General features: G+C 34.1%; 18 protein-coding genes and 1 tRNA gene. 9 read left to right on the forward strand and 10 right to left on the reverse strand.

Annotated features, from left to right (window positions below):
* Window positions 1–12: 12 nt before the first annotated feature.
* From HQN85_RS10050 to HQN85_RS10065, 4 genes are read right to left on the reverse strand one after another with little or no spacing between them, the layout of a single operon-like run.
* Window positions 13–3,477: an efflux RND transporter permease subunit gene (locus HQN85_RS10050; protein WP_173271753.1), complete on the reverse strand. Its 3,465-nt coding sequence runs from the start codon at window positions 3,475–3,477 to the stop codon at window positions 13–15.
* Window positions 3,478–3,509: 32 nt separating this feature from the next.
* Window positions 3,510–4,598 (reverse strand): efflux RND transporter periplasmic adaptor subunit, encoded by a 1,089-nt coding sequence (locus HQN85_RS10055; protein ID WP_173271755.1) that lies wholly within the window; start codon window positions 4,596–4,598, stop codon window positions 3,510–3,512.
* Between the two features lie 18 nt (window positions 4,599–4,616).
* Entirely contained in the window at window positions 4,617–5,963 is a 1,347-nt protein-coding gene (locus tag HQN85_RS10060; RefSeq protein ID WP_173271757.1) for a TolC family protein, read from the reverse strand.
* Window positions 5,964–5,969: 6 nt separating this feature from the next.
* Complete coding sequence (locus HQN85_RS10065; RefSeq protein WP_173271759.1) at window positions 5,970–6,587, reverse strand: TetR/AcrR family transcriptional regulator; 618 nt, start codon at window positions 6,585–6,587, stop codon at window positions 5,970–5,972.
* A gap of 376 nt (window positions 6,588–6,963) precedes the next feature.
* Here HQN85_RS10065 and HQN85_RS10070 point away from each other — a divergent pair, with 376 nt between their 5' ends.
* The 6 genes from HQN85_RS10070 (at window position 6,964) to HQN85_RS10095 (ending at window position 10,882) form a co-directional block, all read left to right on the forward strand.
* Window positions 6,964–7,557, forward strand: a complete 594-nt coding sequence (locus tag HQN85_RS10070; protein ID WP_173271761.1) for a TMEM175 family protein — start codon at window positions 6,964–6,966, stop codon at window positions 7,555–7,557.
* Between the two features lie 53 nt (window positions 7,558–7,610).
* Window positions 7,611–8,627 (forward strand): UDP-N-acetylmuramate dehydrogenase, encoded by a 1,017-nt coding sequence (gene murB / locus HQN85_RS10075; RefSeq protein WP_173271763.1) that lies wholly within the window; start codon window positions 7,611–7,613, stop codon window positions 8,625–8,627.
* Window positions 8,628–8,783: 156 nt separating this feature from the next.
* Window positions 8,784–9,311 (forward strand): RNA polymerase sigma factor, encoded by a 528-nt coding sequence (locus HQN85_RS10080; protein ID WP_173271765.1) that lies wholly within the window; start codon window positions 8,784–8,786, stop codon window positions 9,309–9,311.
* Between the two features lie 137 nt (window positions 9,312–9,448).
* Window positions 9,449–10,129, forward strand: a complete 681-nt coding sequence (locus tag HQN85_RS10085; RefSeq protein ID WP_173271767.1) for a lycopene cyclase domain-containing protein — start codon at window positions 9,449–9,451, stop codon at window positions 10,127–10,129.
* Entirely contained in the window at window positions 10,129–10,362 is a 234-nt protein-coding gene (locus HQN85_RS10090) for a cytochrome b5 domain-containing protein (protein ID WP_173271769.1), read from the forward strand. Before HQN85_RS10085 ends, HQN85_RS10090 begins: the two co-directional genes overlap by 1 nt.
* An 88-nt stretch (window positions 10,363–10,450) precedes the next feature.
* Complete coding sequence (locus tag HQN85_RS10095; RefSeq protein WP_173271771.1) at window positions 10,451–10,882, forward strand: SRPBCC domain-containing protein; 432 nt, start codon at window positions 10,451–10,453, stop codon at window positions 10,880–10,882.
* A 331-nt stretch (window positions 10,883–11,213) separates the two neighbouring features.
* Here the strand turns inward: HQN85_RS10095 and HQN85_RS10100 are convergent, their stop codons facing one another.
* Window positions 11,214–12,137, reverse strand: a complete 924-nt coding sequence (locus HQN85_RS10100; RefSeq protein ID WP_173271773.1) for a PfkB family carbohydrate kinase — start codon at window positions 12,135–12,137, stop codon at window positions 11,214–11,216.
* A 143-nt stretch (window positions 12,138–12,280) separates the two neighbouring features.
* Between HQN85_RS10100 and HQN85_RS10105 the strand changes: the two genes are divergently transcribed.
* A tRNA-Asn gene (locus HQN85_RS10105) sits at window positions 12,281–12,354 on the forward strand.
* Window positions 12,355–12,534: 180 nt separating this feature from the next.
* Here HQN85_RS10105 and HQN85_RS10110 read toward each other — a convergent pair.
* Window positions 12,535–12,774 (reverse strand): hypothetical protein, encoded by a 240-nt coding sequence (locus HQN85_RS10110; protein ID WP_173271775.1) that lies wholly within the window; start codon window positions 12,772–12,774, stop codon window positions 12,535–12,537.
* A gap of 126 nt (window positions 12,775–12,900) precedes the next feature.
* Window positions 12,901–13,419, reverse strand: a complete 519-nt coding sequence (locus HQN85_RS10115) for a hypothetical protein (RefSeq protein ID WP_216847259.1) — start codon at window positions 13,417–13,419, stop codon at window positions 12,901–12,903.
* A 383-nt stretch (window positions 13,420–13,802) separates the two neighbouring features.
* On the opposite strand from HQN85_RS10115, the gene HQN85_RS10120 reads away from it, so the two are divergent.
* On the forward strand, window positions 13,803–14,666 hold the full coding sequence (locus tag HQN85_RS10120) for an Abi family protein (protein ID WP_173271779.1): 864 nt from the start codon (window positions 13,803–13,805) through the stop codon (window positions 14,664–14,666).
* Between the two features lie 251 nt (window positions 14,667–14,917).
* On the opposite strand, the gene HQN85_RS10125 is transcribed toward HQN85_RS10120, so the two are convergent.
* Window positions 14,918–15,337, reverse strand: coding sequence for a DoxX family protein (locus tag HQN85_RS10125; protein ID WP_173271781.1), 420 nt, complete (start codon window positions 15,335–15,337; stop codon window positions 14,918–14,920).
* A 124-nt stretch (window positions 15,338–15,461) separates the two neighbouring features.
* On the opposite strand from HQN85_RS10125, the gene HQN85_RS10130 reads away from it, so the two are divergent.
* Window positions 15,462–16,850, forward strand: coding sequence for a chloride channel protein (locus HQN85_RS10130; protein ID WP_173271783.1), 1,389 nt, complete (start codon window positions 15,462–15,464; stop codon window positions 16,848–16,850).
* A 3-nt stretch (window positions 16,851–16,853) separates the two neighbouring features.
* Here HQN85_RS10130 and HQN85_RS10135 read toward each other — a convergent pair whose 3' ends face one another.
* Together HQN85_RS10135 and HQN85_RS10140 are read right to left on the reverse strand one after the other, a co-directional pair.
* Window positions 16,854–17,603, reverse strand: coding sequence for a hypothetical protein (locus tag HQN85_RS10135; protein ID WP_173271785.1), 750 nt, complete (start codon window positions 17,601–17,603; stop codon window positions 16,854–16,856).
* A gap of 52 nt (window positions 17,604–17,655) precedes the next feature.
* Window positions 17,656–18,834 (reverse strand): MFS transporter, encoded by a 1,179-nt coding sequence (locus HQN85_RS10140; RefSeq protein WP_173271787.1) that lies wholly within the window; start codon window positions 18,832–18,834, stop codon window positions 17,656–17,658.
* Between the last annotated feature and the right edge of the window lie 60 nt (window positions 18,835–18,894).

An 18,894-nucleotide genomic window follows, 5' to 3' on the forward strand; every position in this document is an offset into this window, starting at 1 on the left:
GTGTTATATATTTTATTCAGCTGCTGGCTCTTCTGCTGTTTTGGCAGAATGATCAGCTTCTACAGATTTTTTCTTAAACCATCCTTTTATAGCTCTCGAATTTTTATCCATTACGATATACATACAAGGAACTAGAATTAACGTTAAGAAAGTCGCGAAACTTAATCCGAAAATCATTGTCCATGAAAGTGGCCCCCAGAAAGCTACGTTGTCTCCACCAAAATATATGTGTGGATTTAACTCCGTAAACATTTTCACGAAATCAATATTTAAACCAACTGCTAAAGGAATTAAGCCTAACATGGTTGCAGTTGCAGTTAATAATACCGGTGTCATACGTGTACGGCCAGCCTCAATAACTGCATCTTTAACGGTAAAACCTTGGCTAATCAGCAGTTCAGTAAACTCTACCAATAAGATACCATTACGAACCACAATACCCACTAAAGCAACAATACCTAACATCGACATCATTACAGAGAAAGGCATATTGAAAATAATACAGCCTCCTAACACACCAATAAAACTAAATAACACCTCAACTAAAATGATAATAGGTTTGCTAATCGAGTTAAATTGAGTAACTAATATGATAAGGATTGTACCAATTGCAATAAAGAATGCCATTCCTAAGAATCCCATGGTTTCTGCCTGTTCTTCTTGATCTCCCGCCATTTTTATTTCAACCCCTGTAGGTGTTTTAAATTGTGCTACTTCTTGCGCAACATTCTGTACTACCTGATTTGCATTGGCATCACTTAAAACATTTGATGAAAGAATGATAATACGCTTTTGCTGTTTACGCTTAATACCTCCATAAGTGTTTACATATCGGATGTTTACAAAAGAGGAGATCGGAACTTGTCTAATCTGACCACCCATAGCCATATCACGATAGGTCATCTTCATGTTCCTCAAAACTTCAAGATTATTCTTTTGGTCATCACGAGCACGAACATTAATCTCGTAATCTTCTTTATCATCTCTAAATTTAGACAATTCACGTCCATAAAGTGCTGCACGAAGATCCATTGCAATCTGTCCAGAGTAAATACCTTCTCTGTTTGCTCTTTCCCTATCGATATCAAATATAACCTCTGGCTTATTGTTCTGGAAATCTGACTTTAATTCCTCTACTCCAGCAATATTCTTACTCACCAAGTATTTTTTCAATCTTTCAGAGGTGTGAACGATGGAATCCAAGTTGTCACCAGTGATCTCAATACTAATTGGTTTAGCTGTTGGTGGACCGCCTTGTTCTTGGGCTACCGAAATCTCAGCTCCAGGAATGCCCTTCACTGCATTTCTGATCTTATCTAAATACGCGGCTGTATTTACCCCGTTTCTTTTGCCAAATTCTACAAAGGCAACAGTTACTTTTCCTTTATTTGGATATTCTCCTTGATCTTCATCTTGTGGATCTGTTACACCTTTGGTAACATTTGAAATGATAGATGTTACTACTGGATCTATTTTTCCATCTTTAGAAAGAACACCTGTAACACGTTGTTCAACTTTTCTAACCACCTCGTTCGTATAGGCTTGATCAGTTCCTACAGGAAGACCAACATATACATACACAAAGTTTGGATCACCTGATGGGAAGAATATAACCTTCTGACGTCCTGCAATTACCAAAACACCAAAAAGGATAATCGTACCGAAAAATAATCCGAAGGTACCCCAAATTAATTTTTTAGGATGATCTACGGCCCAGTGCAATAATTTAACATATTTACTTTGGAAAGCTGGCCAAATTTTATTTTGAAAAGTCTTAACCCAATTTTCTAAGAAATAATGGTTTAGTAAGTATAATATAATGATAAATACCATGAAATTACCAAAACCAAAGCTGCCAGCCAATGCACCAATAGCATAGGCTACAATCGCAGCAATGCCCAAAATAAGTGTTATTTTCTTTGTTCTCTTATCAAATGTTGGCTTTTTGTTAGCAGAATGATCATCATGTTCCATAAAATCAACCGCAAAAACAGGATTGATGATATAGGCTACGATTAATGATGCGAACAAGGTTACAATTAATGTTAATGGCAAGAAATACATGAATTTTCCGATAATTCCTGGCCAAAATAGTAAAGGGAAGAAAGGTGCTAAAGTGGTTAATGTACCAGAAAATACGGGTACGAATACCTCTCCAGCAGCCATTTTAGCCGCTTTTACAATCGGAACTTTACCATTATCGAAAATACGGTGTGTATTCTCAATTACTACAATCGCATCATCTACCACAATACCCAATCCCAATAGGAAGGAGAAGAGCACAATCATGTTCATCGTAAAGTTGAATCCCATAATTCCACCTAATAAAGGCATGAACAGGAAGGCGATGAACATTGATAATGGAACTGATAATGCTACGAATATGGCATTTTTTACACCCATGAAAAACATGAGGATAATAGTTACTAGAATAAAACCGATAATAATGGTGTTAATCAAATCGTGTAAAGTAACACGGGTTTGATCAGATTGATCACCAGTTATTTTAATGTCCAAAGTTTTTGGCAACGATTTATCCTTCATCTCCGTTAAAATCTGATTGATTTTATCAGATGCTTCGATTAGATTTTGACCTGAACGTTTTTTAACGTTTAAGGTAATTACGTTCTTTCCATATAAACGTGCATAACTGGTCTGTTCTTTAAACGCATCCTTAACTTCAGCGATATCTCTTAAATACACAACTGCTCCTGTAGGAGTTTTAATTACCAGATTAGCAATTTCCTCAGCACTTTTGAAATCCTTTTTAATATTTAAAGTACGACGTAGTCCGTCCATTTTTACCGTACCACCAGATGCAGTTAAATTTTCATAACCAACTGCATTTTGGATGTCTGTAAAAGAAACCTGGGCAGCAGCCATTTTATTCATGTCTACGTTGATCTGAATTTCAGGATCTAAAGCACCAACTAAATCAACTCCTGAAATTTCTGGCAAAGCCTCTATGCGGTCTTGGATATCATCTGCATAGTCTTTTAATTTTTTAAGATCGAAATTACCTGAGATATTGATATACATTACCGGTAAATCAGACATGTTAAAATCCATAACAGTCGGATCATCTGGGATGTCATTTGGTAAATCTGTCTTGGCTTTATCAACCGCATCTTTTACACGCTGTTTTGCATCTTTTATATCTACATCAGTACCAAATTCTGCAGTAATAATTGAGAAATCCTGATAAGAATTAGAGGTCACTTTTTTTAGGCCCTGTGTGCCTTTGATTTGTTTTTCTAGCTGCTTGGTCACTAGGTTCTCCATGTTTTCAGGAGAAGTACCAGGATAAACAGTTTGTACGAAAATTTTAGGAACAATTACTTCCGGAAAATTCTCTTTAGGAGTTGAATTATAGGCAAATAATCCAGCTAATGTAATCATAATCGTGATGATATAAATAGCCGTTTTATTGTCTATTGCCCAACTTGATGGGCCAAACTCTTTGTTTACGTCTTTCATTTTATTTTGAATGTTAGAGACTAATTAGCTGATTAATATTTAACTGGATCACCTTCGTTGATGTCATCAATTCCGGTAGTTACAACTTTGTCGCCTTCGGTTAAACCTGATAAAATCTCAGTTTTTCCATCAATTGTTCTTCCAGCTTTTATTGTTGTACGTTTCGCTTTTCCATCTACTACTGTAATTACATATTGGCCATTTTCTGCATTTTGAATGGCACTAACTGGAACTACAATCGCCTTTGGATTTTTATAGTCGACAACTTTTAACACGACGATCATATTAGCCCGATATTTCGCATTCGATGGTAATTTAACTTCGATATTGAAACTACGAGAAGCAGGATCGATAACCTTAGCGGCAAAGCTTACCTTGGTTACTAAGCTATCTGGAATATCTGGGAAGATTACTTTTACATCATCACCTTGGCTAATTTTTCCTAAGTATGATTCTGCAACCTGTGCTTTAGCTTTCAAGATATTTCCGTTCACAATTCGAATACCAGTCATACCTGGAGCTACAGCCTGACCAACTTTTAGGTCCATCTGCTCAACACTTCCACTAATTGGAGCTTTGATTTTATACATTGCTTGTTGAGAACGCAAAACATTCATTTGACGCTCTAACCCTTCTTTTTGAGTTTTTGCATTTAAGTATTGAACTTCAGTACCGATTTTTTGATCCCAAAGATTTTTTTGGCGGTTAAATAGATTTGTCGCCAAATCAATTTGTGTCTGCAACTGAGCCATGCTCTGACGAAGTACATTGTCGTCAATTTGAGCTAAAACTTGTCCCTTACTCACGTTTTGACCAATACTAACGTATACTCTGGTTACTACACCTTGCGCTTCAGGATTAACCTGAACATTCTGTTCAGCATCAACCTTGCCCTGAATTTCTACATAGTTATTAAAGGTAGTCTGCTTAACGTCGAAAACGGTTACATCTTTCGTAGATACAGAGTCTTTGCCACCAACAGTGCTTTCTAATTTTGCAATTTTGGCGTCTAATTCTGTACGTTGTTTTTTAAGATCCGCTAATTCAGCCTTTGGATCTTTTTTTTCAGAAGAACATGCTGCTAAAAATGCGATTGCTGCTATAAATAATATTCTTTTCATTATAAATTGTTTGTAAGGTTAGTAGTTAATGTTTCCTAAAGCTTTATCTAGATTTACTTTGTTAATTAGCATATCGTATAAAGCGTTGATATAATTATTTTGAGCTTCTTTTAATGAAGTTTCGGCAGTGGTTACCTCTAAACTTGAGCCAACACCCTGATCGTATTTAATTTTAGTCACACGTAGAACTTCTTTAGCTAATTCCATATTTCTTTTTTGGTTTTCTAAAGATTTTTGACCGTTTAAATAGGTGGTTTGCGCTTGTGCAACCTCTAAATCAATTGAGTTTTTCAAATTGATAAGGTTGTTGTCGGTTTTTAGAGATTCTAGTTTTGCATTTCTAACATCATACAGTTTCTGACCACCCGATAGGATAGGAATAGAAAGTTTAAGGCCAACTAACGAGGTAGGGAAACTTTTATCATATAAAGAACTAAAGTTATCTCCTTGGAAACTTCTAGAATAATTACCAAAAGCAGCTAAAGTAGGTAAAAATGCACTTTTATATCTTTTTACATCTAATTCATTTAGTTTCTTTTGCGTTTGTAATAAAGAGTATTCAATGCGTCTTTGATAAACTGTACCATCATTTAAAATCGGAGTCTGATCAGTATTAACAGAAGTTATTTTATCGAGTAAGGTAATGTTGCTATTTATCGTTAAACCCATTTGAAATTTCAATAGGTTTAAATTCAAGGCTAATAATCTGATTACATTTTCTCTTTCTGTCATTAGGTTATTGTTCAATACACTTAACCTATCCACATCAATTTTCTCTACAAAGCCATTCTTTAGCATTTGCTCTGTATCGTTTAACGATTTTTTTAAACGTTCAAGGTTGGCATCAATCAAGGTAAGTTGTTCGTTGCTTATCAAAACAGAATAATAGGCCTTGGTGACTGCAACTGCAGTTTCAATTCGAGTACGGGCAGTGTTTTTTGTACTTAATTCCTTATACGTTTTGGACGCTTTTAACCCAACCAAATAACTGCCATCAAATAATAGTTGTGTAGCATTTATACCTACAGTCGAATTATATTTAACACCAAACTTAACTGGAATAGTAGCTCCAGGAGCAGCATCTTTATCAAAAAAGATGGCAGGAACTAAGCTAGTTGCAACATTTAAAAAATCATTAAAATCTGCGCTGGCACTAACTTGTGGTAAACCAATTCCAATTGTCTTTTTAACTGTATTGATTGCAATTTGCTCATCAATTTTAGCATTTTTAATACTTGTTTGATGAGTTAAAGAATAGTTGATCGCATCTTGTAAGGTAAAACTTGCCGTGGTGTCCTTTTCCTGAGCCATGGCTGGAAAAGCCAAACTCAAACTAAAAAGTAAAATGTAAAGTTGTTTTTTCATAAATGATTATACTTGGGACAATTGTTGTTTGTAATAATTAATTTTTTCTAATCCTTTTTGATTGCAAATACCATAAAGGAAATGTTCTGTTATTTCTATCATTACTTGTGCAATGGTATATTTACCTTTGGTGTAATGATCGTGTTGACTAAAAATTAGTTCCACGTGATCTAATCTCAATTGTGTTAAAATCTCTTTATTAAGATCTTCGCGGTAAATACCTTCTGCTATACCTCTTTCTAGATTTTTTAAAATAGCATTGCTCATGCTCTTTTCTTTAAAGTTTTTAAAATATAACCAAGCTTTTGGATGATATTTCTGTAGATCATAAAACAATTTAGGATTCATGTTTCCCAGCAATTCATGCATACTTGATAAAGAGAAAAATATTTCATGAACCGCATCCTTCGCCTTATCCACAAATTGGTTATTTGCACAATCCTGATTGGCTAGCTTATCTTCAATTAAGATGTTTACTAATTCATCTTTATCTCTAAAATGCTGATAAATGGTTTTTTTAGACATGCCTAAGTGTTTGGCAATATCATCCATTGTTACACTTTTAAAGCCGTACTGACAAAAAAGCTTATCCGCTTCAGCAATTATGTATTCTTTAACTTCCAAATTTTGCTCCTCTTAATTAGTTAAAAATTAGCCCCAAACTTTAATCATCAATAATCTTATCTCTTCTGCTAGGGTTAGCTCTGTACTATTAGTATCCATACTCTCTCAAATGAGGAGCAAAACTATGGAAACTTTTTTTAATTCCAAAGTTTCCTGATTAATATTTTTATCTCTTCGATGAGCGTTTGCTCTGTTTGTGTTGTTTCCATAGTACAAAAGAACATAAATATTAAAAGCAGAAACAGGGATAATCGGTGAATGGAGGATTTGAGTAGGTGAAATTCTGAGGATGATCTTTAAATAGATTAAATACACTAATGAAATATTTTTTTATTCTATCTTCGATTAACAAAATCAAAAAAGGACAAATCGTTTTATGAAAAAAGGAAGAATAGAGGCATTTAGCGATGGGGTTATTGCCATTATTATTACAATTATGGTGTTGGAGTTAAAAGTTCCTCATGATAAAAGTAGTTTAAAAGATTTGACGCCATTATGGCCCGTATTTTCGAGCTATATCTTGAGTTTTATTTATGTCGGCATTTATTGGAATAATCATCATCATATGTTTATGGTGGTAAATAAAGTAAATGGAGCCATACTTTGGGCAAACCTACACTTGTTATTTTGGCTTTCTATGATACCTTTTACCACAAGTTGGATGGGAGAAAATCATTTTGCGCCTGCGCCTATCGCCTTATATGGTTTTGTTTTATTAATGAATGGGATTGCCTATTCAATTTTAGCTTCACTATTAGTTAAACATCATGGACAAGATTCACTATTGGCAAGAGCCTTAGGGAATGATTTTAAGGGCAAACTTTCGGTAGCTTGTTACATTATTTCCATACCATGTGCTTTTGTAAACGTATGGATTTCTGGAGCATTGTATGTTTTGGTAGCTATGATGTGGCTAATTCCCGACAAACGGATAGAAAAGGTAATTCACGAAGACAGTTTAAAACCTTAAAGAAATTAAAAGCATAAAATTTATCTAGTACATTTGTGCTTTAAAATAAATCCATGTCAGTTTTACAAGAAAATGTATCCTTAAAAACATATAATACTTTTGGTATTGATGTTAATGCAAATTATTTTGTTGAAGTTAAAAGTGTTGATGACTTAAGGGAGATTTTTAAAAATTCGATTGCTAAAACAAAGAAATTACTGGTTTTAGGTGGTGGAAGTAATATGCTTTTCACAAAAGATTTTGATGGCATTGTACTAAAAATTAGTATTCAGGGTATTACGTATCAAACACAAGGTGATGATGTGATGGTTACTGCTGGAGGTGGTGTAGTATGGAACGATTTGGTGACTTATTGCGTTGAAAATAATTTCGCCGGACTAGAAAACTTAACTTTAATACCAGGTACAGTTGGTGCTTCTCCAATTCAAAATATTGGTGCTTATGGTGTAGAATTAAAAGATGTTTTTACTTCTTGTACTGCATTTGAAATTGCCACTGGTGAAATGAGAACATTTAGCTATGCAGATTGCAATTTTGGCTATAGAGATAGCGTATTCAAAAATGAACTCAAAAATAAATACATCATAACATCAGTTCAATTTCATTTAAATAAGCAGGCAAAGCTGCAAACTCATTACGGAGCAATTACAACAGAGCTCGAAAAAAGAAATATTTCGTCGCCAACTATTGCCGACGTTTCTAATGTTGTAGCCGCAATAAGGATAAGTAAATTGCCAGATCCTAAAACAATTGGTAACGCTGGGAGTTTCTTTAAAAACCCTGTAATAGAAAAGGAAGTATTTGATGAATTAGTCGAAAAATTTCCTGATGTAGTAAATTATCCAGCACCAAATGGAAAAATAAAGCTGGCTGCAGGTTGGTTAATAGAACAGTGTGGCTTTAAAGGTATTGTTGTAGGCGAAACAGGTACTTGGAAAAATCAAGCATTAGTATTAGTAAATCATGGTCATGCCAGCGGACAAGAAGTGTACACTTTTTCAGAACAAATAATTAATACTGTATATACCAAGTTTGCTGTAAAACTAGAGCGAGAAGTAAATATTCTATAACATCTTGCTTTTTGCCTATTCAGATAGGGTTTCTGCATAAAATAAACTTCATTTTTCTTTTTGGTATCATAGTTGTATAGTCTTTAGTAATTACAAACAGTTGGCTCGAACCACTTCAGCTTCTGTTTCTTTTTTAAAACTTAAAACTAAAAAACTATGACACAGCTACAATTTAACCACCAATTGCACGACTATTCTGGTTCGTTACAGTCATTCGCTTTAAATTTTACGAAAGATGTAGAGGATGCCAATGATTTGGTACAAGATACGATGCTTAAAGCGGTTACCTATTATAGTAAATTTAAAGAGGGAACTAATTTAAAAGGTTGGTTATTTACAATTATGCGCAATACGTTTATCAATAACTACAGACGTATGGTAAAAACTAATACCTTAATTACACAAAGCGAAGATATTTCTTCGGCTAACTTGCATTATAGCGCTACAAGAAATGAAGTAGAAAGCAAATTTGTAATGGGCGATATTCATAAAGCCTTAGCAACATTGCAACCAGAATATTATGTTCCATTTATCAAATATTTTGAAGGTTTTAAATACCACGAAATTGCTGATGAATTAAATATTCCAATTGGTACGGTAAAAACACGTATCCATGTAGCCCGAGGAATATTAAAAAAATATTTAAAGACTTATGCAAAAGATCTTGCAACTGCAGAAGCATAATACTTTAATAATCTACCAATGAAAAACAGAAAAAGGCTCCTATATGGAGCCTTTTTTTTATTTGCAACAAATATTTATACTGTGTAAGCCGCTTCAAAATCATACTTTTGAAAATCTAAAATTTAACACAGGTATAAATGAACTATATTTTTTTGTTGCTAAATCTATTTTTATTCCTTATCCCCATATTTTTTTCTTTTGATAAAAAAGCTTTTCCAATTGAAAAATTGAAATCTATCATTGCAGGCACTTTAATATCAGGAATTATTTTTTCTGCTATAGCCGTATTTTTTGTGATTTTTAAAGTTTGGACTTTTAATCCTGCTTATTTAATAGGGGTTTACTATAGAGAACTTCCCTTAGAGCAATATCTTTTTTCGTTTACTTTCAGCTTTGCTGGATTAGCTATTTATCATTACCTCAATGCTAAGTTTCCAAATAATCAGTTACAAAAGTTTAGTTTATCCGTTAGTAATTTAATGTTAGGAGTTTGCGTAGCATTTCTGTTTTTCGCTTATGCAAAATGGTATACGGTAATTACTTTTTCTGTATTGCTACTCTTGTTATTGTACATCGAGTATTTAAATAAATTAAGGTTTATGTATCGATTTTACAGGGCCTATTTGGTTTGTTTGATACCATTTTATATCTGTTTTGGTATCCTATGCAATTTGCCCATTATCCAATATCAAGCAGCAGAAAGCATTAAGCTGAATGTATCAAATATTCCGCTAGAAAATCACTTCTATATCATGGGCATGCTTTTGTTGGCTATTTATTTGAATGAATTTTTCGAAAAAAGGGAAGCAGCTAAATAATGGATTTGCCTATTTATAGCAAACAGCAACTCGCTTTGCGTAACGGACAGGACAAGCCTGAGATTTGGATTGCTTACAAAGGATTAATTTATGATGTAGGCAGCAGCCGATTATGGAAAAATGGCAAGCATTATGAGCATTGGGCTGGTCAGGATTTAACTGATGAATTACCTGATGCCCCACATACCGAAACTGTTTTCGAAAAATTTGAAGTGATAGGAGTGCTGAAGTAAACCGCTTAACGTCAAAAACATACAAACATTTCTCTTCTTATTCCGTTTTTAATTTAGTTCCCAAGGAGTTTTATTAAATGAATACATCATGGAATATGTTGTTAAGCAAAATATCAAAATTAACGCTAAGCCTGCTCAGGTTTGGGATGCGTTAACCGACCCTAAAAAAACAAAGAAATATTTTTTTAATGCAAAGGTTCTTTCGAAATGGAAAGAAGGAAGTAGCATCACATTTAAGGGTAGGATGTTTTTGATCATCAAATTCGAAATGACTGGAAAGATTTTAGAAATTAAACCTGAAAAGCTTCTAAAATATACGCTTAGAAACGGAAGTGATAAAAAAAGCAATTCATTTTCTACTGTGACGGATAAGCTGACCTACAGTAAAGGAGTTACAACCCTTTCTATTACAGATGATGTAGGGAAAGGAGAAGGTGCCGAGAAAAGATATAAACGCTCAACTAAAGGCTGGAAGAAAGTATTAAAAGGCTTAAAGAAATTAGTAGAAGAAGGAAATTAAAAATGCCTCTTTAATAACCTGCACTCTGAACATGATTATTATAGTTTTACCTGCACTAATAGCCTTTAGGCTAGGGGTTATGTAATCCTTTGTTTCCTGATCAAATATTTCTGATTTAATCATTAAAATAAGTTTAACGCCTGTTCGTAATTAACTATTAGTTAAAAAATAGTTCGGTAGGTTTTACCAAGGAATTTACAAGGTGAACAACTCTGTTTTCACCTTGTTTGTACCCTGTGATCACCCTGTTAACACCCTGTTAAAATAAAAGAAAAAACCCATGCAAATTAGGCATGGGTTTTAGCTGTAATTAACTATTAGTTAATTCTATTTAATCTTGAATAATTTCGAAGCTACTTAAGTTTACAAATTGTTGTAAGCGAGCAGCAATTGTAGCTTTATCTAATTCCAATAAACGCTCAGTTCCAAATTTCTCCACGCAGAAGGATGCTAGAGCAGAACCATAAATTAAGGCGTTTTTCATGTTATTGAAATTCACTGTACCTACTTGTGCTAAATACCCAATAAAACCACCTGCAAAAGTATCGCCTGCGCCTGTTGGGTCAAACACATCAGCTAAAGGTAGGGCAGGAGCAGAAAATATTTTATCCTCATGGAATAACAAGGCCCCGTGTTCTCCTTTTTTGATGATCAAATATTTTGGTCCCATCGTTAAGATTTTATTTGCCGCTTTAACTAATGAATACTCGCCAGATAATTGACGAGCTTCAGAATCATTAATTGTTAAAACATCAACCATTTTAATGGTTTCCAATAGGTCGTCCATCATGATATCCATCCAAAAATTCATGGTATCTAATACAATTAGTTTAGGACGGTTTTTTAATCTTTTAATAACTGTTTGCTGAATTTGAGGTGTAAGATTGCCCAGCATTAAGTATTCACAATCTTGGTAACTTTCTGGAATGATGGGATCGAAATTTTCCAATACATTTAATTCAGTAATCAAGGTATCACGACTATTCATATCATTGTGATATTTTCCGCTCCAGAAAAATGATTTTTCGCCAGCTTTAATCTGTAAACCTTCCGTATCTACACCATGTTGATTAAGGATGTTAATGTTGTCTTTTCCGAAATCATCACCAACAACTGCAACAATTTTTGTTTGATTATAAAAGTAAGAAGCGGCTAAACTTGCGTAAGTTGCGGCACCACCAACAATTTTATCCGTTTTTCCGAATGGTGTTTCAATGGCATCAAAAGCCACAGTACCTATGATTATCAGGCTCATATATATCTTATTAAAATTATTTTAAATTTTTTCTCTGCAAATATTGCATAAATAATTTAAAAGCCCTAATATTGCATTCCCAAAACGAACAAGGCATTATGTTCTTAACATGAGCTCAAAGGCGTTTTAGGAATAACCAGTACTCCTTCTTAGCTCAGCTGGTTAGAGCATCTGACTGTTAATCAGAGGGTCGCTGGTTCGAGCCCAGCAGAGGGAGCAAATGCCTTTCACGATATCGTGAAGGGCATTTCTGTTTTTAGCTGATTTTCAAATCGTTGCATACGATAAGTAGAGGTCGATTTTTGGTTCGAGCCCAGTGTCCGCACCTATACTGTGCAAAGCCTCTAAAAAAGTTAAATTTGCTTAACTAATACTTTCTTAGCGAACAGATTATAATTTATATTCTCTGTTTTTTTGGTTCGATGCTATTAAATTCTACAGGATTACAAGTTTTGCTAGCATTGTATAGTTTAAATGCTTGTTCTGAAAAAAAATAAATTAAGTCGATATACTTTTCTGCGTCCTCTTCAGTAAGGTTATTTTTTTTCTTTGCTTTGAAGTCTTCGATTATCTTTTTAGCGGTAAGGATCTTTTGATTTGATTTTCCATTATGGTTGGTTTTGATGAACGATGCCATAAAGTTGTTGTGGTTTAAGGATGTCTATATCTAACAATTTAGCGACAGATCGTTATTAATGCTACGCATTATGTAAAAGAAATATTAAATTGAAAAGCTTATTGCGTACATTTATTATTGACTTAACTACTCCTTATATATAATTTTAATCCATTCCTGAAATTTTTGATTTATTTTAGAATGGGTTGTCATAAACCATTGTAAGACATCTGTGTTTTCCATTATTTCATCCATGCTAACCAATAGGTCTTCTTTTGCTTTAGGGTGTGTTATTTGATTTCTTCTTTTGGATTGTTTAATAAGTTTTTCAAATTGATGAGTACTATAATCGGGACTTTCAGCATCAAATACTTCTGCAAATAAATTTAACGTAAATCTTAACGAAGGTATGAAGCTATGGAATTGATCCTTAGTTTCTATTTGACCTTTCCGATTTATGTCAACCCTTTTTTCATTTAATAATGCTAGTTTTTGCCAATCTAAGCTATCACCACTATTTTCAATTTTGATTTTTATAATCTCTTTTGTTACGTACAAATAGGTCTCAATTATAACAAATGTATTTCTTATGATAAGTCTTCTAATAAAGGGGCTTTCTAAATATTCTTTTGTCATAAACTGATTTATGCCCTCTAGTTCTTCCATCGTGGTTCCCCAAAGGAGTAATATCTTATTTATTCTTAATTGAAGTTCATTATATACTCTCATATAGCGTAAAGTTTCCTTTCATATTTTTGGTAAGTTAAGTATATAAAGCCAAATCAACTTTGTCCAAAATATTTTAAAGACTGTGAATCAATAACCGATTTGTGCATTTGCAAAAAAATAAAATATTACTTCTATTCAAATGTATTCTCAATATTATTTGAAAATATTTTTTCTGACGCATTAATCTTTATATCTTTGTACTAACAGAACCCGTCTGCATACCATAAGAACTGCATTCGGGTCATTTTTTTTCTAAAGTGGCCAATAACAAACCAGCATTTAGCATACCCGATCAAATTAATCTGCTTAAACAGCGAGGGATGTTATTTAAAGACGAAGCCGCAGCTCATCATTTTTTTGCCAATATCAGCTATTACCGTCTTAAAGGTTATTGGTGGGATATGCAGGATGATTTACAGAATCATATTTTTAAAAAAAGCACCTATTTCGAAGATATATTAGACAGGTATAACTTTGATAGGCATTTAAGACTTATTCTTTTCGACGCAATTGAACGCATTGAAATTGCTCTTAGGACAAAAATGATTTATGTTCTATCCATGAAATTTGGTGGACTATGGTATCTGGATGCCTCAATTTTTCAAAGTGCAACACTAGAAATTAAAGGCAATACCAAGACATTGCATTTGCACACGCTAGATGAGCTTCAAAAAGAATTTAATCGTAGTCAGGAAATATTTATCAAAGATCAAAAGTATAGATTTCCTGGGCAAGATGCTGATGCATGGAAAATATTGGAAGTAGCTTCATTGGGCACCTTATCAAAGCTCTATAAAAGTTTAAATCACCAATTACCCGAAAAAGCACAAATCGCAAATGAAATGGGCCTAAACTTGCATAATGAACTATCTAGTTGGCTGGAAGCAATTACTTATCTAAGAAATATAATAGCACACCATTCTAGACTTTGGAGTAGGAGTATGGTTAAGACTCCACTAATGCTAAATAATCCCTCTGGCGCTTGGTTTAATAATGGTCTAACGCCTGTTCAGATTAAAAAACCTTTCCTTCTCATTTCTTGTTTAGTTTATCTATGTAACGAAGTTACTCCAGGACACCAGATCAAAAGTAAAATTTTATCGCTTTTTAATGAATTCCCGTCTGTTCAAGTTTATAAACTTGGATTTGTAAATAATTGGAAAAATACGCCAATTTGGAGCTAAAGTGATTTTGTCTTGTGAGATAAGCCCAAAGTTTCATTTGCTTTTAGAAAATTAACAAAAGATAAATACTTTTAAATTATCCTAAAGGAATCTTAATCAATCCTTAAAATTCTCATCAAATCATCAAGCAAATTTCTTGAAAAGTACACAGTCTCGGGAGCAGATTGAAAGCCTTACAGCAATGTAAGGCTTTTTTGTTTTAGTAGTTTTATAATAGGCTCTTGCGATTTTTTAAGGTCTTGAATGGAAAATTATTTCTTCTTGTTAAAAAGATAAGTTAAAGCCCCAGTAGACCATAATGCCGCTAAAATAAGTACAGGCTGAAAAAACAATCTAATAAGTCTAGCTCGATCCGTATCAAGTCCAAATGCATCTGTGTGGTTCAAATATTGAGCAATATTTCCCGGGAAAATTAACACATAGAATATGGCAAGGGCTATGCCCACCCTAACTTTTTGTTTTGTCCAAAATATCATAGCTAAACCCAAAGTAATTTCTACTATCCCAGAGAGTAATACTACCGCATCCTTACTTATCGGAATCCAATTGGGTACCTGAGCCTGAAATGCATCTCGTTGAAAAGTAAAATGACCAATTGCAGCCAAGATCATAAAAACCCCTAAAAGAATTCTGAGTATGTTTTGAAAGACGTTGGTTTCAATATTTTTCATTTATAAATATAACTATTGTGAAGTTTAATACTGCCAAATTTGAAAGATAATAGCATCTACCTTCAAAAACTCTAAATTTATTTTTTGTAATTTGCGCTGCGCTCATAAATTTTCTCTGAAATCAATGCGGCAATCCAATAAAATTATAAACTCCATTCGTCTACACTTAAAAAATTCATTTGATCGCATCGGTAATGAGCGATTTAAAAAGAACCTTTTACAAGCGGTACCTTTTTGGATTGCATCAATGATTGCTGGATTAGCTGCGGTTGCCTATGCAAAATTATTTGTCATGGCAGAGGATGTTGCACTTTGGGTTTTCCATTACAATAGTTGGCTGCTATTTGCATTAACTCCACTTTGTTTTGTAGTTGCATGGTTGTTAGTGTGGAAATTTGCACCTTATGCTAAAGGTAGCGGTATCCCTCAGGTGATGGCGGGCATTACCATTTCAGCTCCTAAAACGCACAATTTGGTTAGTCGGCTGCTTAGTCTTAAAGTTTTGGTAATTAAAGTGCTATCGAGCTTAGTGATGGCATTAGGAGGAGGAGCAATAGGTAGGGAAGGACCCACCATTCAAATCTCCGCATCAATATTTCGATCGGTCAATTCAATATTGCCAAATTGGTGGCCTAAAGTAGCCAAAAGAAATATGCTTGTAACTGGCGCCGCTGCAGGCCTAGCTGCTGCTTTTAATACACCATTGGGTGGAATTGTGTTCGCTATCGAAGAGCTTACAAAGACTCATTTCAGTTTTTTCAAGACAGCCATTTTCTCTTCTGTAATTATTGCCGGATTAACAGCTCAAGCTATATTAGGCCCTTATCTTTATCTAGGTTATCCTAAAATTGACAATACTTCAGGGTATATTTTCTTTGGTGTTCTTTTGGTAGCCTTAATTTCTGGACTTCTCGGCAGTTTAATGGGTAAATTAATTTTATTGGTGCTGAGGTGGAAAGCAAGGTTAAAATCATTACGTGCCAATATGATTTATGTAGTAAGTTGTGCAGCGGTTTTAGTTGTACTTGCTATTCTTTTCGGGACAAATGCTTTGGGTTCTGGTAAACAAGTGATGGAAACTGTATTATTCACTCCAGATCGTCATGCGCATTGGTACATTCCCATTTTAAGAATATGTAGTTCGATGGTATCCTTTACTACTGGTGCTGCTGGAGGGATTTTTGCCCCTGCGTTAGCTGCTGGTGCTTCTGTGGGATCTGTTGTTTCGGGTTGGTTTAATCTTTCAGAAACCAATACCAATCTTTTAATATTAGCCGGAATGGTGGGTTTTTTAACAGGAGTAACACGTTCGCCATTTACATCTGCAATTTTAGTATTAGAAATGACGAATCGTCAAACAGCTATATTTAGCTTAATTCTTGCAGGAATGGTAGCCAGTTTGGTCTCGATGTTGGTAGATAAACATTCTTTATACGATCATTTGAAAGTTCAATATGTAAAGGAACTCGAAGAAATCGAAAGAAATGAAAAAAAGGATTTAATTGTACAGTAAAATCTATTGAGCATTTAGCCAATGCCATGATCCGAATTTATCAGGATCGAAAAAATCAGGGTTTAAATCTACATTTATTTTAAAGTCATGATATTCTTCTGTTTGGACTACTTTGCCGTTTACAAAGATCTTTACATTTCCTTCGTGCCATATCTTACCAATTTTTTGATGGTCTTCAAATTGACATTCTAAGCGAGATTTTTCACTTTGTTGGATCATCCTTACCAAATAATGATTTTTTGCATCGTACCATAATTGGCTTTTTGTCGTATCCTGACTGGCCACTCCAATAATATCAATTGCTTTTCCTTTCCAGGTGCTTTTAAAGCCTTTACTTAGGTCGAAACCTTCCTTAGCTAGCTTTTGATTCACCTGATCTAAGGTTTCAAAATACATTCCTCCCAACAGATACACTAAAATATTTGGATTAACTGCAGGTTTAAGTTTCTTCGACTGTCTGAAATTGTAGGTTGTATCACCTCTATAAATTATGGCGTTTCCATCTTTAGGGTCTCCAAGATCAATTCGGAATAGATTAGGGAAAATACCAGCCTCATACCAGATTTGGCTTCGATTAAGTGTATCGGCCCTATAAAAACCAGTCTTCTGATTAAATGTGATCGTCTTTGGCCATTTTCCGTAGAATTGAGCATGGATCTCTTTAAACTTTGGAGTGATTTGAGCAAATGCTGAAGTAGTTAGTGCGAATGCTATAATAAAACAGCTTTTGGCTTTTAGATTTAAGTTCATCATATACGTTAATATGAGATAAAGTTTTGAATAGTCAGTTAAAGTTAAACAATAATTAATCGTTTTTTCTCAATGTAATTAAACCTAAAATTGGGCCTAAGGCTAATAACATATAAATGTATTGTGCATTGCTCTCCGTTTTTAAAACATCAATGAGTTGGATGCTAATGATTGTAATGGCAAAGCCGATGCAGTTAACAATGGTTAAAGAAGAGCCTTTATACTCGGCGACTGCATTTTGTGCGACTAAGGTAGAGAATAAGGGAGAGTCTGCAATTACCACCATACCCCATATAAACATAAATACTATAAAAACGATTGCAGAACTGTTTAAAACAAATAATGGAGAGGCTAAACAACAAAGGCAAGATAAACCTAAAGAAACCGTAGCAACTTTCTTTACACCAAATTTATTCGAAATCATTCCTCCAATTACACAGGCAATACCTCCCACTGCAATAATTAAAAAAGAGAAAAGCGGAACATTAAATGTATGATTGGGGTGTTGATGGTTATAGGCTAGCAAAATAGCAGGAACAAATACCCAAAAAGCATAAAGTTCCCACATGTGTCCAAAATATCCAAAGGTAACAGCTCTAAATTTTCTTTCTCCAAAACCTTTTATAAATGAGTTTAAACTCAGTTTTTGACCAACAGCTCTAAATGGCCCATCAGGAACCAAAATTCGTATTGCAAAACCTCCAAGTATTGCAAGCAGAGAAGTACACAACACAATGGAATGCCAAGGAATACTGTTTATGCTTTTTAAGAGATGAGGAAAAGCAGTCCCTAAAACTAAAGCTCCAACTAAAAAGCCTAAAGATTTTCCTAGGCCTTTTTGAAAATGGTCTGCTGCTATTTTCATTCCCACTGGGTAAATACCAGCAAGGAAAAATCCTGTAATAAACCTGAGGCTCATTAATTGAGTAACGCTTAGACCATCAAAATTGATGCAAAGGTTGATTATGGCTGCGATGATGGCACAAGTAAAGAAAATTTTAGAAGGAGAAAAACGATCTGAAATACTTAGCAGTGCAAAAACTAAAGTGCCTATAATAAAACCAAATTGAACGGCACTAGTGAGATGAGCTAAATAAGAAGAGGGAAAATGCAACTGTTTAACCAAGTCGTTGATAATGGCATTACCAGCAAACCATAGTGAAGTGCAAAAGAATTGTGCGATGACTATTATGGGTAGAATTATTTTCTTTGGCTGTAAAACGGTGGATTGCATTGTTATAGATTACAAGATAAAGATAGGATGTTTAATGCTATCCTCATTAATGCAAAATAA

It is taken from the genome of Pedobacter boryungensis (genome assembly GCF_013204825.1).
Lineage (GTDB): Bacteria > Bacteroidota > Bacteroidia > Sphingobacteriales > Sphingobacteriaceae > Pedobacter > Pedobacter boryungensis.

Excerpts from the sequence above, each read along its gene's own strand:
- HQN85_RS10135 (WP_173271785.1), bottom strand. The coding sequence starts at position 17,603 with ATGATGAACTTAAATCTAAAAGCCAAAAGCTGTTTTATTATAGCATTC.
- HQN85_RS10050 (WP_173271753.1), bottom strand. The coding sequence starts at position 3,477 with ATGAAAGACGTAAACAAAGAGTTTGGCCCATCAAGTTGGGCAATAGAC.
- HQN85_RS10090 (WP_173271769.1), top strand. The coding sequence starts at position 10,129 with ATGGATTTGCCTATTTATAGCAAACAGCAACTCGCTTTGCGTAACGGA.
- HQN85_RS10115 (WP_216847259.1), bottom strand. The coding sequence starts at position 13,419 with ATGGAAGAACTAGAGGGCATAAATCAGTTTATGACAAAAGAATATTTA.
- HQN85_RS10070 (WP_173271761.1), top strand. The coding sequence starts at position 6,964 with ATGAAAAAAGGAAGAATAGAGGCATTTAGCGATGGGGTTATTGCCATT.
- HQN85_RS10080 (WP_173271765.1), top strand. The coding sequence starts at position 8,784 with ATGACACAGCTACAATTTAACCACCAATTGCACGACTATTCTGGTTCG.
- HQN85_RS10095 (WP_173271771.1), top strand. The coding sequence starts at position 10,451 with ATGGAATATGTTGTTAAGCAAAATATCAAAATTAACGCTAAGCCTGCT.
- HQN85_RS10140 (WP_173271787.1), bottom strand. The coding sequence starts at position 18,834 with ATGCAATCCACCGTTTTACAGCCAAAGAAAATAATTCTACCCATAATA.
- HQN85_RS10055 (WP_173271755.1), bottom strand. The coding sequence starts at position 4,598 with ATGAAAAGAATATTATTTATAGCAGCAATCGCATTTTTAGCAGCATGT.
- HQN85_RS10060 (WP_173271757.1), bottom strand. The coding sequence starts at position 5,963 with ATGAAAAAACAACTTTACATTTTACTTTTTAGTTTGAGTTTGGCTTTT.
- HQN85_RS10110 (WP_173271775.1), bottom strand. The coding sequence starts at position 12,774 with ATGGCATCGTTCATCAAAACCAACCATAATGGAAAATCAAATCAAAAG.
- HQN85_RS10100 (WP_173271773.1), bottom strand. The coding sequence starts at position 12,137 with ATGAGCCTGATAATCATAGGTACTGTGGCTTTTGATGCCATTGAAACA.
- HQN85_RS10085 (WP_173271767.1), top strand. The coding sequence starts at position 9,449 with ATGAACTATATTTTTTTGTTGCTAAATCTATTTTTATTCCTTATCCCC.
- HQN85_RS10130 (WP_173271783.1), top strand. The coding sequence starts at position 15,462 with ATGCGGCAATCCAATAAAATTATAAACTCCATTCGTCTACACTTAAAA.
- HQN85_RS10120 (WP_173271779.1), top strand. The coding sequence starts at position 13,803 with ATGTTATTTAAAGACGAAGCCGCAGCTCATCATTTTTTTGCCAATATC.
- HQN85_RS10125 (WP_173271781.1), bottom strand. The coding sequence starts at position 15,337 with ATGAAAAATATTGAAACCAACGTCTTTCAAAACATACTCAGAATTCTT.
- murB (WP_173271763.1), top strand. The coding sequence starts at position 7,611 with ATGTCAGTTTTACAAGAAAATGTATCCTTAAAAACATATAATACTTTT.